Source organism: Oscillospiraceae bacterium MB08-C2-2, assembly GCA_035621215.1.
Taxonomy (GTDB): domain Bacteria; phylum Bacillota; class Clostridia; order Oscillospirales; family Ruminococcaceae; genus WRAV01.
The window spans coordinates 797,789-814,011 of record CP141729.1 but is presented as its reverse complement, the minus strand read 5'-3'; the positions used below and the strand labels follow the sequence as shown (position 1 = coordinate 814,011).

Annotated in this window: 7 protein-coding genes; all 7 read left to right on the top strand. The window is 51.5% G+C overall.

What is annotated here, in order from left to right; all coding sequences use genetic code 11:
* Positions 1-13 precede the first annotated feature (13 nt).
* The 7 genes from U6B65_03535 (at position 14) to U6B65_03505 (ending at position 16,178) form a co-directional block, all read left to right on the top strand.
* The gene (locus U6B65_03535) at positions 14-3,349 is read left to right on the top strand and encodes a PD-(D/E)XK nuclease family protein (GenBank protein ID WRS28214.1); all 3,336 of its coding nucleotides are present in this window, start codon (positions 14-16) and stop codon (positions 3,347-3,349) included.
* Positions 3,342-6,881, top strand: a complete 3,540-nt coding sequence (gene addA, locus U6B65_03530) for a helicase-exonuclease AddAB subunit AddA (GenBank protein ID WRS28213.1) — start codon at positions 3,342-3,344, stop codon at positions 6,879-6,881. The genes U6B65_03535 and addA overlap by 8 nt, the downstream gene beginning before the upstream one ends.
* Positions 6,882-7,153: 272 nt before the next feature.
* Positions 7,154-9,463 carry an ATP-dependent Clp protease ATP-binding subunit gene (locus U6B65_03525; protein WRS28907.1) on the top strand — a complete coding sequence of 770 codons (2,310 nt, stop codon included), beginning with the start codon at positions 7,154-7,156 and terminating at the stop codon, positions 9,461-9,463.
* A 288-nt stretch (positions 9,464-9,751) separates the two neighbouring features.
* Positions 9,752-12,970 carry a carbamoyl-phosphate synthase large subunit gene (gene carB, locus U6B65_03520; GenBank protein ID WRS28212.1) on the top strand — a complete coding sequence of 1,073 codons (3,219 nt, stop codon included), beginning with the start codon at positions 9,752-9,754 and terminating at the stop codon, positions 12,968-12,970.
* A 574-nt stretch (positions 12,971-13,544) separates the two neighbouring features.
* Complete coding sequence (locus tag U6B65_03515; protein WRS28211.1) at positions 13,545-14,018, top strand: helix-hairpin-helix domain-containing protein; 474 nt, start codon at positions 13,545-13,547, stop codon at positions 14,016-14,018.
* 87 nt (positions 14,019-14,105) lie between these two features.
* Complete coding sequence (locus tag U6B65_03510; GenBank protein ID WRS28210.1) at positions 14,106-14,468, top strand: Asp23/Gls24 family envelope stress response protein; 363 nt, start codon at positions 14,106-14,108, stop codon at positions 14,466-14,468.
* Positions 14,469-14,513: 45 nt separating this feature from the next.
* Positions 14,514-16,178, top strand: a complete 1,665-nt coding sequence (locus tag U6B65_03505; GenBank protein WRS28209.1) for a DAK2 domain-containing protein — start codon at positions 14,514-14,516, stop codon at positions 16,176-16,178.
* Positions 16,179-16,223: the final 45 nt, after the last annotated feature.

The window sequence follows — 16,223 nt, the reverse complement described above, 5'->3', positions numbered from 1 at the left end:
AAGGAGGAAGCATATGCTCAGCTTTGTGTTAGGAACTGCGGGAACCGGCAAGACCAGTCGCCTGATCGAAAAAATTGCCTGTTCTGCCCGGGAAGGCAAGCAGGTTTATCTGATTGTTCCGGAGCAGTTCTCCTTTCAGGGGGAGGAAATGCTTCTTTCCGCTATAGGGCCTCGTGCTTCTTTGGGTGTACAGGTCGTAAGCTTTACACGTCTTTGCAACAGCATTTTTCGTGGATTGGGGGGTCTTGCAGGAACCTATATTACCCCAGCGGCCAAATATCTAATGCTGTCGGTGGCGGTCAGTGAACTGCGGGATACTTTGCAGGTTTATCGGAAAAGCTGCTCCAACACAGCCTTTTTGGATACACTGCTGGGCGCTGTTTCGGAGTTTAAAACAGCGGGTATCACACCGGAGCGGTTGGAAGCCTTTGCCGCCGCCTGTCCGTCTGGCTCTCTGGCGGATAAATCCGCAGAGCTGTCAGCCATTTACAGCGCCTATCAGGCTCTTTTGGATAAGGGCTATCTGGATAGCGACGATGATCTTCTCCGAGCCTGCGCTTTGCTGGAGGAAGAAGCCTTTTTTCAGAATGCCCATGTTTATGTAGATGGCTTCATGACCTTTATGTCAGGCGAAATGGAACTTTTGCGGCATATTTTAGCACAGGCGCAAGAGGTATGCTTTGCCTTTACAGCGGATGGCATAGCCGACCAGACCAGAGGCACCGGAGCCTTTGCCCCGGTGAAAGCCACCATCCGCCGCCTGATTCAAATGGCCCAAACCGCTGGAGCAAAGATCGCTGCACCGGAGATTCTCGCCCTCTCGCATCGATTCAAAGGGGAAGAGCTGCGTTATCTGGCTGAAAATTTTCATTTCCCGGCACCGGCCCCTTTTTATGATCAGTGCCCCGCTGTTACCCTTATCAGTGCCGCTGACCCCTACGAGGAAATGGAGCGTGTGGCTTGTTCTATCCGCCGTCTGGCGGAAGAGGGGTTTCGTTACCGGGATATTGCCGTGGTGGCCCGAAAGCTGGAGGATTATACCGGTGTAATCCAGCGGGTGTTTTCAAAGTATGATATACCATGCTTTTTGGATACCCGTGAGGATATTGAAAGCAGCCCTCTGATTTCTGGCCTGCTCTTGGCAATGGAGGCGGTGCGCAGCAATTTTGAGAGTACCGCTATGGTTGCACTGGCAAAGTCTCCCCTTATGGGGCTGGATCGGGAGCTGGTGTGGGAGCTGGAAAACTATTGCTATAGCTGGGGTGTAGGTGGAGCGCTCTGGCAAAGCGAATTTGTCAACAATCCCCGGGGGCTTGCAGAGGAGCAAACCGAACAGGATGCCGCCCTGCTGGGCAAGCTGAACGAACTGAGAAGCCAGTTTGTTCAGCCGTTTTTGGCACTGCGGGAAAGCTTCCGGGATTGCGATGGAGAAAAATTTGCCCGGGGTCTTTTTGATTTTCTCACTGCGGTGGAAGCCCCGGATAACTTGACGGCCTTTGCTCAAAGCCTGCCGCAGGAGGAACAACCTCTTTTTCTGGAGGAGTGCCGACGCCTGTGGGATAGTCTTGTGGATATTCTGGATATATTCGGAACGGTGCTGGGTGGAATTCGCCAGCCTATACGCCGGATGACCGAGCTGTTTCGCTTAGCGGTGGGCACGGCGGATATCGGCTCCATTCCCCAAACCTTGGATCAGGTGATCGCCGGGGGAGCCGACCGCATCCGCCCGGGAGAGGTGAAAGCCGTATTTGTGGTTGGGGCCGGTGAGGGGATTTTCCCTGCACAAGTGGGGGAAGGTGGCCTTTTCACCGACGGTGAGCGCCGGGCCATGATCGAAAGCGGACTTGGTATTTCCCAGCCTGCCTTGGAAAAGGCGGTTATGGAAAAATACTTTGCCTATTTCGCCCTAACCTTGGCCAGTCATAAATTAGAGGTTTCCTATTCCCGTGCCGGGTTGGGCGGCGGAGCTATTCAGCCTTCTTCTATTGTGGGCCAGCTGTTGGAGCTGTTCCCGGGGCTTGCTCTCTCTCGCCCCTTTGAGAAGCCTTCCGACCGCCTTTATGGCCGGGGGGCGGCACTGGAGTTGTTGGCCCAAAATTGGCGGCAGGATACGCCGCTGACTGCGGCACTGGCCGAAAGCCTTTCCGCCAAGGGGAATGGAGAGTTGCTGGCCGCTTTTGGTGCTATGGAGATCAAAACACCTCATACCATTGAAGATAAAGGCTTGGCTCGACAGCTGTTTGGAAAATCCATGCGGCTTTCCCCCTCCCGCATTGAGAGCTACTACCGCTGTCCCTTTGCTTATTTTGCAGGAGAGGGGCTTCGCCTTCGCCCCAGAAGGCGGGTGGAGTATTCTCCGCTGGAATCGGGCAGTGTGATCCATCAGGTTTTGCAGGTTATGCTGAAAAAGCATTCAGCTTCTGCGCTTTGTCAACTGTCCGATGCGGCCCTTAAAGAGGAAATTTCCCAGATCATACAGGGGTATCTTGAACAGAGAATTCAGGATGTGGAGGCTCTTCCTGCACGCTTCAAGTATCTGTTTACCCGGCTGGTGGGGGTTCTTCTGCGGCTGTTGCGCCATATGGGGCAGGAGCTTTCTCAAAGCCAGTTTGAGCCGGTGGAGTTTGAGCTGGAAATTCCCACACCCGGCAAGGCGGAAGCCCTTTCACTGGTTACACCGGATGGCATATCCGTTACAGTGGAGGGTATAGTTGACCGGGTGGATGTGATGGAATCCGGTGGGCGGCGCTACATTCGGGTTGTGGATTATAAATCCGGGCGCAAGCGGTTTGATCTCACCGATCTTTTGTATGGGCTCAATATGCAGATGCTCATTTATCTGTTTACGCTGGAACAAAAGGGCAAGGGTGGCTTGGCAGATGCCGCTCCTGCCGGGGTTCTCTATATGCCGGTGTGGGAAAACTACATTTCTGCTCAGCGTGAAACCGGCCAAGAGGAACTGGAAAAGACCCGCCAGAAAAACCTTCAGATGAACGGCCTTCTGCTGGAAGACCGGGAAAGTCTGTCCGGGATGGAAGCCGAGTTGGCGGGAATCTACATCCCGGTTAAGATGAAAAAGGATGGCTCAGTGGATAGCTCCTCACTGGCCAGCTACGAACAGATGGGGCGGCTGGCGGTTAAGGTGCAGGAAATGGTGGGTGGCATGGCTCAGGCCCTTGTTGGCGGTAAAATTGATTCCTGCCCGGTGCGCTCACCGGAATACCAGCCCTGCGCTTATTGCCCTTATTGGGCCATGTGCGGCTTTGAGGAGGGCGATCCGGTGCAAACGGTAGCCAAGGTGGATAAGGAGCGGTTTTTCCAGATGCTAAAGGAGGATGAAAATGGCTGATACACGCTGGACAAAGCCTCAGCAGGATGCAATTTTTGCGCTGGGCGGCCCTCTGCTGGTTTCAGCCGCCGCCGGGAGCGGTAAAACCGCTGTTTTGGCCGAAAGGGCAGTCACGCTGATGACCCGGGAGCAGGAGCCGATTTCTGCGGAACGCCTTCTGGTGGTTACTTTTTCAAGAGCTGCCGCTGGGGAGATGAAGCAGCGCATCGCAGCCCGATTGGGAGAGCTTTGCCGCCGCCAGCCGGAAAACCTGTTCCTACAGCGTCAGCGGGTGCTGCTGGATATGGCGAAGATCAGCACGGTTCACTCCTTCTGTCTGGATTTAATCCGGCAGAATTTCCACAGGTTGGAGCTTTCTCCTGATTTGGTGCTGCTGGATGAAAGCCAGCTGATGCTAATGAAAAACGACTGCGCCCGGGAGGTTGTGGAGGATTTTTACCGGGAGGATACCACCGGCGAGTTTGCCGGTTTGGTGGAGCTGCTGGCGGGAGGAAGAGACGACCGCCGCCTGCTGGAAACTGTTTTCAAAATTTATGATTTCAGCCGTTCCCATCCTTTTTTTGAGGATTGGCTTGCAGGCAAGCTGGCCCTTTATGATTCTTCCATTCCGCCGGGTGAAACCCCGTGGGGGCAGGTCTTGCTTGCCTACGGTGCCGAACAGCTGGAATATCTGGCTCGTTCCATTGAGGATTTTCTGCCGGTGATGGAAGGGGATGAGAAGCTCTGGCCTGCCTATGGCCCCGCCTTTATGGAGGATTTGCAGCGCATCCGGGAGGCTCTGGCCTCCGCTTTGAAGAACCGGTGGGATGAGCTGGTGGAGAGGCTTGGCGGAATCACTTTCTCGCGCCTTTCCCCGGTGCGGGGAGCGGGGCCGGATAAAGACCGGGCGCAAGCCCTGCGTCAACGGGTAAAGAAGGCCATCGGAGAGCTTTCCGGTAAAGCCTTTAGTGCCTCAGCCGCCGATTTTGCCGCCGATATCGCCGATTTGCAGCCGCGCATTCGCCTGCTGTTTGATTTAGTGCTGCGGTTTGCCTCCCGGCTGGATGCCCTTAAGCAGGAGCGCCGTGCGCTGGATTTCACCGATTTGGAGCACTATGCCCTCCAGCTATTGGTGGAAAAGGATGTCGGGGGGCAATATATCCCCACCGAATATGCAAAGGATATTGCCAGCCAGTTTGACTGTGTGATGGTGGATGAATTTCAGGATACCAATGAGGTGCAGGATCAAATTCTTTCCGGTGTTTCGGCAGGGGGAAGCAATCTGTTTATGGTGGGGGATGTGAAACAGAGCATCTACCGTTTCCGGTTGGCTATGCCGGAAATTTTTATGGCCAAGAAAGAGCAATTCGCACCTTACGAGGAAGGGGCATATCCTGCCAAAATCAACTTGGATACCAACTTCCGCAGCCGGGATACAGTGATTGGCTGGGTCAACTATATTTTTGCCTCTCTTATGAGCCGTTCGCTGGGGGAAATTGAATACACCCATGAGGAGACTCTCAAGCCCGGAGCTTCCTATCCGGAATATCCCGCCTGTTTTTCCGAACTGCATCTGCTGGATATCAGCGAAAGCGAGACCGAAGAGGATTCTGCCTTGCTGGAGGCCCGGCTCGTCGCCCGGCGCATTACCCGCCTGTTTGAGGAAGGCTATCAGGTGACCGAGCTGGGTGCTCTGCGGCCTTTGCGGCTGGGAGATATCTGTATTCTTATGCGCTCGCCTCGGGGCAGAGCGGAGCTTTATGTCCGGGAGCTGGCTGCATGGGGAATCGCCGCTTGGTCTGAAACGGCCGGAGGCTTTCTGCGTACCCGGGAGGTGGCGGCGGTGGTTTGCCTGCTCAAGGCCATTGATAATCCGCTTTTGGATATTGAGCTGACTGCTGCCCTGCTTTCTCCCACCTTTGGCTTTACCGAGGATGATCTTGCTGCCATACGCTTGTGCCGTAAGGGGCCTTTTTATCTAGCTTTGCGGGCATCGGCGGAGGAAGGAAACATGAAGGCACAGGGGTTTTTACAGGCTTTTGCCCGGCTGACAATCGAAGCGGGGCTTCGCCCGGCTGACGAGGTGATCCGCCTGATTTTGGAGGAAACCGGCTTTCTTGCGGCGGTGCAGGTGTGGCCTATGGGCCAGAGCCGAAAGGCCAACCTTCTTTTACTCATGGAATACGCCGCCCAGTATCATAAGCTGGGCTACAAGCAGGTGAGCGGCTTTGTGGGCTTTCTTTCCCGCTTGGAGGAGCGTGAGGGGGATTTGACCCCGGCCAGCCGTATGGGAGAGGGAGCCGATGCCGTGCAGATTTTATCCATCCACCGCTCAAAGGGGTTGGAATTCCCGGTGGTGTTTCTGGCCGATACCGCCCGGCAGTTTAACCGGCAGGATCTCATGCAGCCAACCTTGCTTCATTCCTCGCTGGGCTTTGCCTGTGTTCGGCGGGATCCTGTGCTTCTCAAGCAATACCCCACGGTGCCTATGGAGGCGGTGCGTCTGGAAACCCAGCGTTCCATGCTTTCGGAGGAGCTGCGAGTACTTTATGTTGCCCTGACCCGTGCCCGGGAAAAACTGATTGTAACTGGCACTCTGCGCCGTGGGCTCTCAAAAAGACTGGAGGGCTTTGGTGCTCTGGGCAGCCAAAAGCAGCTTCCGCCCGCCCTTGTCCGGGGTGGAAACTGTTATCTGGATTGGCTGTTGATGGCACTTTTGCGGCATCCGGGAGGAGAAATCCTGCGGGAGCAGCTTTCGGAAACAGAGGTTTTTGTCATGGAGGATGCTACCCCGTGGCAAGTTGTGCTGAGTGTGCCGGAGGAACAGAAGGATACAGTTTCCAATCAGCCTATTATCCGTACAGCACAGGCGGATGAAACGCTGAAAGCGCTGGTGGAGCAGCGGCTTGACTGGCGCTACTCCTTTGAGGAGGCTACCCGGATTCCCGCCAAGCTGGCGGTTTCGGCTGTGGCAAAGGCGGAAAGCGGTGCCGGATATCGGTTTAACAGCCGTCCTAAATTTCTGACCCGGCAGACCCTCACCGGTGCGGAAAAGGGAAACGCTCTCCATCAGTTCATGCAGTTCAGCAATTATGAAAACGCCCGGGATCATTTGAAGCAGGAGATCCAGCGCCTGCGGGAAAAACGGTTCTTATCCCCAATACAGGCGGAAAGTCTGGACGAAAAAAAGCTTTCGGAATTTTTCCATTCCCAGCTGGCTCAGCGTATTTTCGCGGCGGATGCCCTTTACCGTGAGCTGCGGTTTATGGGCGGGTGCACCCGGGAGCAGCTGGGGGAATATCTGCCGTATCTTACCGCAGGGCACACAATTTCTTTGCAGGGAGTGGCCGACTGTGTTTTTGTGGAAAAGGGGCAGGCCGTTATTGTGGATTATAAAACCGACCGGGTGAAGACACCGCAGGAGCTCAGGGAGCGGTATACGCCACAGCTTAAGCTTTATCGCCATATTTTGAAAAAAACGCTGGAAATGCCTGTAAAGCAATGCTTGCTCTATTCTTTTTCCTTGGGCTGTCAGGTAGAAATCGAGCCTTAAAGAGAAACTTTCCCTTTACAAATTATTTGTTTTAATCTATACTATTGTAGTCTAGGGGCAGAATGTAATTATTGCGAAACGTTGGGTACACACAACGTTCACAGTATAGTAGTATAATAAAGCTAAGGTGGTTATTATACGTTTTATGCGCAGGGCAAACCATTTTGCTGTTTGCTGCCGCCCCAATGCGCCATCCTATCGCAGAGAGAATCTGCTCTTGGATAGGATAAGACTAAATGCTGATTAGGGCTGAGGTGTTTATATATATGAATATGTTATGTTCTAAGTGCAAAAAAAGGATGGCTGTCCTTTTTTTGGCACATATGGAAGACGGTGTCATGAAAAACCGGGGGCTTTGCCTGCAATGTGCCCGGGAGATGAATATCCCCAAGGTGAAGGAGGTCATGGACCAGATGGGTTTGACCGACGAGGAGCTGGAAAACATGAGCAGCCAGATGGAAGAACTCATGGGTGGGGAATTTTCTGAATTGGATGGAGATTTTGAAATGGGCGGAGCGCAAGCGCTGCCTTTTCTTCAAAATTTAATGGGCGATGAGCCTGCCCAGTCTCAGCCGGGAAATATCAAAAATGAGCGTCCCATTGAGAGATCCAGCGAACGGCCAAAAGACACCAAGACGAGAAACCAGCCTAACAAGAAAAAACGCAAATATTTGGATAATTTTTGCGAGAATTTGACTGAGAAGGCTAAAAATAATGAAATTGATCGGATCGTAGGCCGGGAAAATGAGATTTACCGTGTCCTTCAGATTCTGAATCGCCGCACCAAAAACAACCCCTGCCTTATCGGTGAACCCGGTGTGGGTAAAACCGCTATCGCAGAGGGCATTGCCATTAAGCTGGCTAACGGCGATGTGCCGCCCCGTTTGGCGGAAAAAGAAATCATGCTGCTGGATTTGACTGCTTTGGTGGCTGGTACCCAGTTTCGGGGCCAGTTTGAGAGTCGTGTCAAGGGGCTTGTAACCGAAATCAAAGAAGCCGGCAATGTGATTCTGTTTGTGGATGAAATCCACAATCTGGTCGGAGCTGGTGATTCTGAAGGTTCTATGAATGCGGCGAATATTTTGAAGCCCGCACTTTCCCGTGGTGAGATTCAGGTGATCGGTGCCACCACCTTTTCGGAATACCGCAAGTATATTGAAAAGGATGCCGCTCTGGAACGCCGTTTCCAGCCTGTAAAGGTCAATGAGCCCACCATTGCTGATACAGTGGAGGTGCTCAAGGGCATTAAGGTTTATTACGAAAGACATCATCGCGTGACTGTTCCGGAAGCCATTGTGCGCAGTGCAGTGGTTTTGAGCGAGCGGTATATTACCGACCGCTTTTTGCCCGATAAAGCCATTGATTTGCTGGATGAGGCGTGCTCCTGTGCCACCTTGGAGAACACCAGCCTTTTTGAATATGATACTCTCAACCGTGAACTGAAAATTCTTATGGAAGAGTTGGAGGAGCTGGAAGGCCAGTCCGACACCATTGATTATGAGCGAGTGGCTGAGATTAAGGCTGAAAAAATTCGTGTAAGTAACCGTTTGAAGGAAGTTGAGCCTTTGGCTCTCAACCGGGAGGTTACACAGGATGATCTGGCCAAGGTTTTGGAGCTGTGGACCGGTATTCCGGCCACCAAAATCCGCCAGTCTGAAATGAAAAAGGTTGCCAGTCTGAAAAAGGTTCTGAAAAGCAAAATTATTGGTCAGGATGAAGCCGTGGAGCTGGTTGCGGCGGCTGTTCGCCGTTCCCGGGTTCAGATCAGCGGCCGCAGAAGGCCTGCCTCCTTTATCTTTGTGGGACCTACCGGTGTGGGTAAAACAGAGCTGGTTAAGGTGCTTTCCAATGAGCTGTTTGATGCAGCTGATCCTTTGATTCGGCTGGATATGTCCGAATTTATGGAAAAGCACACCGTTTCTCGAATTATTGGTTCTCCTCCCGGTTATGTGGGCTACGATGAGGCCGGCCAGCTGACTGAAAAAGTGCGCCGCAAACCTTATTCTGTGGTGCTTTTCGATGAAATTGAAAAGGCACATCCCGATGTGATGAACATCCTTTTGCAGATTTTGGATGAAGGCAAAATCACAGATGCCCAAGGGCGTGTGGTGAATTTTGAAAACACCGTTATTGTCATGACTTCCAATGCCGGCAGCAACATTAAATCCGGCTCAGTTGGCTTTAATAAACAGACCCATCAGGTGGATAAGGATAAGGCCAACAAAGCCCTGTCAGATTTCCTGCGCCCCGAATTTCTTGGGCGTGTGGATGAAGTGGTTGTGTTCCGGGCTCTTGATCAGAAGGATTATGAAGCCATTGCGGCTCTGATGCTGGATGAATTGACCGAGCCTTTGTTGGAGAAGGGTATTGTCTTTAAATACCACCCCGAGGCGCTTGCCATTATCGCCGCTAAGGCCTATGGCGAAAAAAGCGGCGCTCGTGATATTCGCCGGGTAATTCGCAAAGAGGTTGAGGATCAAATTTGTAACATACTGGTCGGCGATGCAGAGCAGGAGCCGGCAACCATCGATTTAATGGCGGAGAGTGGTCAGCTCAAGTTGACCGCTTTGCCTAGCAATTAAAATTTATACACCTTACATTTATTTGTAGGGTGTATTTTTTTGACAAAACCCTAGACCACAAGCAAGCCAAAGGGCATGGCTCTATTGGCTTGTTCCGGGGGTTAAGGGGGAAGATATAGGGAGAACAGGGCTTGTACCCTGTATCCAAATTCCCGCATTTATAGGGGGATTTAAAACGCTGCATAAGAATGCGGCAAAAAAATTTTGGGTCGATATTGTATTATTATGCAAATAGATGTATAATAATAAATATATTCTGTTCAATGACGCACAGGAGGGTTATATTGTATGCCAAAAAGAGAAGGTATCCACAAGATCCTGATTATCGGTTCCGGCCCCATTATTATCGGACAGGCCTGCGAATTTGATTACTCGGGAACACAGGCTTGCAAAGCGCTGAAAAAGCTGGGCTACGAGATTGTACTGGTCAATTCCAATCCCGCCACCATTATGACCGATCCCGAAACAGCCGATATCACTTATATTGAGCCGCTCAATGTGGAGCGGGTCACCGAGATTATTGCGAAGGAGCGTCCCGATGCGGTGCTGCCCAATCTGGGTGGGCAATCGGGCCTCAACCTCTGCTCGGCTTTAGCCAAAGCAGGCTCACTGGAAAAATACGGTGTTAAGGTTATTGGCGTGGATTTGGATGCCATTGAGCGCGGGGAAGACCGCATTGCCTTTAAAGAGCAGATGGATATTCTGCACATTGAGATGGCCCGGAGTGAACCGGCCTACAGTGTAAAAGAGGCTTTGGAGTGTGCAGTGCATTTGGGTTACCCAGTGGTTATTCGCCCAGCCTATACCATGGGCGGAGCCGGAGGTGGCCTTGTTTACAACGAGGATGAGCTGAAAACAGTGGTCAGCCGGGGCATTTCTGCCAGTATGGTAGGGCAGGTTCTGGTGGAAGAATCGGTGCTGGGCTGGGAAGAGCTTGAAGTCGAGGTTGTTCGCGATTCAAAGGATCAGATGATTACCGTCTGCTTTATTGAAAACATCGATCCAATGGGTGTACATACCGGCGACAGCTTCTGTTCCGCTCCCATGCTGACCATTTCGCAGGAGCTGCAAAACCGCCTTCAAGAATATGCTTACCGCATTGTTCGTTCCATTGGAGTTATCGGCGGCACCAATGTGCAGTTTGCCCATGATCCTGTAACTGATCGTGTGGTTGTCATCGAGATCAATCCCCGCACCTCCCGTTCTTCCGCACTGGCCTCTAAGGCAACCGGGTTCCCCATAGCCCTTATTTCTTCGATGCTGGCCGCTGGGCTGACTTTGGATGAAATCCCCTATTGGAAGGGCGGCACACTGGCTGATTATAAGCCTTCCGGGGATTATATCGTGGTCAAGTTTGCCCGCTGGGCCTTTGAAAAATTTAAAAACTCGGTGGATCATCTTGGCACCCAGATGCGGGCTGTGGGCGAGGTTATGAGCATCGGAAAAACCTACAAGGAAGCCCTTCAAAAGGCGATCCGCAGCTTGGAGATCGGGCGCTTCGGCCTTGGCTTTGCCAAAAACTTCAACGCCTTGCCTTTGGAAAAGCTCATGGAAATGCTGGAAATTCCCACCAGCGAGCGGCAGTTTGTTCTCTATGAGGCACTGCGCAAGGGAGCCACAGTGGAAAGCCTTGTGAATCTGACTCACATCAAGGCATACTTCATTGAACAGATGAAGGAGCTGGTGGAAACAGAGAAGAAAATCCTCTCCCATACCCTTGATACACTTCCGGGTGAGCTTTTGGTACAGGCTAAGCAAGAGGGCTTTGCTGACCGGTATCTGGCTCTGCTGCTTCGGTGTACTGAATCCCAGATTGCCAAGGCCCGCATTAAGCTGGGCGCTGTAGAAGGCTGGGAGGCTGTGCCGGTCAGCGGGGTGGAGGATGCAGCTTATTATTATTCCACCTACAATGCGCCCGACAGCTCCCCCGAGCCCAGTGAACGACCCAAGGTGATGATACTGGGCGGCGGCCCCAACCGGATTGGGCAGGGCATCGAATTCGATTATTGCTGTGTTCATGCGGCCTTTACTTTGCGCAAGCTGGGGTATGAAACCATCATCGTCAACTGCAACCCCGAAACCGTTTCTACCGACTACGATACCTCCGATAAGCTGTATTTTGAACCGCTGACGGTTGAGGATGTTCTCTCCATTTATCAAAAAGAAAAGCCGGTTGGCGTTATCGCCCAGTTCGGTGGGCAGACACCCTTGAATCTGGCGGCACAGCTGGAAAAGCTGGGTGTCACCATTTTGGGAACACTGCCTTCTACCATTGCCATGGCAGAGGATCGGGATTTGTTCCGGGCCATGATGAAAAAGCTGGGCATTCCTATGCCGCAATCGGATATGGCCGCCAACACCGCTCAAGCTGTTAAGGCGGCGAAAGAAATTGGCTATCCTGTTATGGTGCGCCCTTCCTATGTATTGGGCGGCGCTGGTATGCGGGTAATTCAGGATGAGGCTTCGTTGGTGGCCTATATGGAAAACGCCGTCGGCGTGAATGCAGACAATCCGATTCTGGTGGATAAGTTCCTGCAAAATGCAAAGGAAGTGGAGGCCGATGCTATCAGCGATGGCACTTCCGCCTTTGTTCCCGCCATCATGGAGCACATTGAGCTGGCGGGTATCCATTCCGGCGACTCAGCCTGCGTGATTCCTTCCATCACGCTCTCCAAGCAAATTTGCGATACCATCACAGAATATACCCGGCGAATTGCAGTGGAAATGGGTGTTCGGGGCTTGCTGAATATCCAGTATGCCATTGCCGATGGTGTAGTTTACATTTTGGAAGCCAATCCTCGGGCCTCTCGTACCGTGCCGCTGGTTTCCAAGGTTTGCAACATTCGCATGGTGCCCATTGCCACTCAGATCATTATGAGCGCACAAAGCGGCAAAACCTTTGATATGCAGAGCCTGAAGCACGCAAATATTCCGCACTTTGGGGTCAAGGAAGCGGTGTTCCCCTTTAATATGTTCTCGGAAGTAGACCCTGTCTTGGGGCCTGAGATGCTTTCTACCGGCGAGGTTTTGGGGATATCCAGTGATTTTGGGTTTGCTTTCTTTAAAGCACAGGAGGCCGCCAGCGATAAGCTGCCCTTAGAAGGCACTGTATTTATCAGCGTGACCGACAGTGACAAGCAAGAGGCTGTGCAGGTTGCAAAAGGCTTTGTCGATTGCGGCTTTGATGTTATAGCCACCCAAGGCACCGCTCAAGCCTTGGAGGAGGCAGGCATTAGCTGCCGCAGTGTGGATAAGCTTCACGAAGGCAGCAATGAGATTTTGGATATGATGGATAGCAAAAAGATTAACATTGTAATCAATACGCCTGTGGGGGGCAAAAGCGCTGCGGATGACAGCTATATCCGTAAGTCGGCTGTGAAAAACAAGACCGCCTATGTCACCACTATGGCTGCTGCACAGGCTACTGTAGTAGGCATCAAGGCAGAAAAATCCGGCTCACATCCTCCTGTAAAATCTCTCCAGCAGTTCCACAGCGAAATTCACTAACTTGATTGTGCAATAGCTGCTTTTCTAAACCCATCGGGACATTTTGTTCCGGTGGGTTTTGCTTTCATAGTCAACCACCGGCTCTGCCGGTGGGGTGAATGCTTTAGCTTTGCCCAAATCCCTTGCCCTGTCCGTTATTTTTATGGCGAACAGAAAACCAAAGACAACAAATATTTTGCCGTTTTAACGGCAGCGGGGCAGGGGATGCGAGTGGAAAGACATTCAGTGCGTCTTGAGGCGCTTGCCGATAACAGGCCCTTACAGGGCCTAATCAAGCCACCAGCTTAGCTGGTGGTTATGACTGCCATAGGCAAAAGGGCTAAGATCATACACAGCAGTAGTAAAAAAGACTTTTTTTCATAGGATGCTTTGTGATATACTATAGTTGTATAGGTTTAAAACCACGTTGCGGTTTTAAACAGCGGCAGTCTGCCGCTAACCGCCATTGCTGCATTTCAGGTGATTTTCTGAATCGGTATGGAATAAACTTAAAATATTCTGTATTTCTGTTGGCTTTTATAGTATAATAGATCTATTATTGGGTAATGCCTTGCTGTTTGGGAGGAATGCCGCCATGTCCAGAGGATACAGGCTGTTGGTTTTTCTGACCGGCGCAATGATTTTATCGGCTGTGTTCTATAATCTTTATATGGGGCAGAGTTATGGTGTGGAGCTTCACTATGCTTCGGCGGTTTCGCAGACAGCTTCTTGTGTTCCTTCAAGTCAGGAGCCAAGCTCTGAAAGCAGTGTCATTATCCATTCCGTTTCTTCTTTGGAGCAAGTTGGTGAGGCCTCTTCGGAGCAGGAAAACGCCGCTTCTGAATTTGAGGAATCCCAGACAGAAGGTGTGCAGTTCCCGCTGGATATCAATACCGCTACCTTGGAAGAAATTATGCTCATTCCCGGCGTTGGAGAGGTAACCGCACAGCGCATTATACAATATAGGGAGGTTCTGGGCGGCTACACACACCTCGATCAGCTTATGGAAATTAAGGGGATCGGGCAGGCTACTTATCAAAAGCTCTGGGCTTATTTTCAGGATCTATAGTCAATACAAATACCTCTAAGGGGTATACATTATTTTATACTTTGTTCAGATAAGGAAACGGATTTTTACGTTCCGCTGCAAAGGAGGATGCAATCAGTGATAAAAATTGAAAACCATTTGGGGAAAATTGAAGTTTCGAACAATTATTTTGCCAATTTGGTGGGGCACGCCGTTTCAGAATGCTATGGTGTTGCAGGGCTTGATAACAGCACTCCCTATCAGGGCCTGCGCTCGCTGCTTTTTAAAAGAGATTTTCCCGATAAAGGGGTCCGGGTTAAGAATGTGGCCGGGGCTTTGGTAATCAACCTATACATCGTTGTTACCTATGGAGTTAACATTTCTGTTATTGTGAAAAGCATCATTAACAAGGTTACCTACACAGTAGAGGCGGCCTGCGGGCTGACTGTATCCAAAGTTAATGTCTACATCACCAATATGAAATCTGAATAACCCCCACATCTGTCGGGCTATAAAATGTATTTTGAGGAGTCGATCATGGTAGTTACAGGCAGTCAACTTTGCAAAGGATTTATTTCCGGAGCCAATAATATAGCCAACCACCGCAAAGAGGTGGATGCCCTGAATGTATTTCCTGTACCGGATGGAGATACAGGCACGAATATGACGATGACAGTGGGAGCCGCCAAAAGAGAGTTGGAAATCCTTCCGGAGAATGCCACAGCCGGTCAGGTGGCGCAGACCACCGCTTCTGCCTTGCTTCGTGGGGCCAGAGGCAATTCCGGCGTTATTCTTTCGCTGTTGTTCCGTGGTTTTTCCACCCAGCTGAAAGGGAAGGATACTGTTTCTGCCGCTGATCTGGCAGGCTCGCTGGAAATTGGTGTGGAGGGCGCTTATAAAGCGGTCATGAAGCCCACAGAAGGAACCATTCTCACCGTTGCCCGTTTGGCTTCGGAAGAGGCCAGAAAAGCTTTGGATGCCAACCCGCAAATGACCGCTCCCGCCCTTTGGGATGTGGTGATCACCGCTGCGGCAGAGGCGTTGGCCGCAACACCCGAGCAGCTTCCTGTTCTGAAAAAGGCCGGGGTAGTGGATGCGGGCGGAAAAGGCCTGCTGCTGATTTTTGAGGGCATTGCCGCTGTTTTAAGCGGTGGGGCCGTTGTCTCTGAACCTGTGACAGGGGCAGAGAAGGATACGTTATTCCCCTCTGAGCGAAATGCCGCAGGGGAATATGAGGGTGAAATCACCTTTACCTATTGCACTGAGTTTATTGTTTTACGGGCGGATCAGGAGCAGGAGCCGATGCTGCTGCGGGAATATCTGGAATCCATCGGAGACAGTGCCGTTGTGGTGGATGATGAGGATATCATCAAATGCCATGTTCATACCGATAACCCGGGTGATGCTTTGCAGCGTGCTCTGGCTTTTGGCGGGCTCACCAAAATCAAAATAGAAAATATGCGGGAACAGCATGCTGATCAGAAGCAATCCATCAAGAATAAAAGCTCCAACAGCTTCCCTTATGCGCCGGTTGATCCTTCCAGAGAATACGGCTTTGTGGCTGTAGCGGCTGGTGAAGGGGTTAAAAGCCTTTTCACTGATTTGGGCGTGGATAATGTGGTCAGTGGCGGGCAAACCATGAACCCTTCCACCGATGATTTGCTGGAAGCCATTCACGCCACTCCGGCCAAAACGGTTATTGTGATGCCCAACAACAAAAATATCATTATGGCGGCGGAGCAGGCTACAAAAATGGCGGATCGGGATGTATTTGTTTTGCCCACTCGCACCATTCCTCAAGGCTTGGGTGCCATGCTTGCCTTTAACCCAGAAGCCCCATTGGCAGAAAATCAGCTGAAAATGGTCAAAGCCACAGAACGGATCGGAACAGGCCTGATTACCTTTGCCGCCCGTGATTCCTCCATTGATGGGGATAAAATTAAAAAAGGTGAGCTTCTGGCACTGGAAAACGGCAAGATTTCCTTTACTGAAAAGGATATGGTTAAAGCCGTGGTCAAATTGGTGCGCTCACTGATCAAAAAAGACAGCACCTTTGTTACCCTGATCTATGGTGCAGATGTCAGTGCTGAGCAGGCCCGTGAGGTGGAAGCCGCAGTCAGTGCCCGCCTGCCCGATTCTGTAGAGCTTGCTTTAATCGAAGGCGGTCAGCCCGTTTATTACTACATCATTTCGGTAGAATAGAGCCTTTGCCTCATCTATCGGGTTTAAGCTTTGAAGAATAGCGCC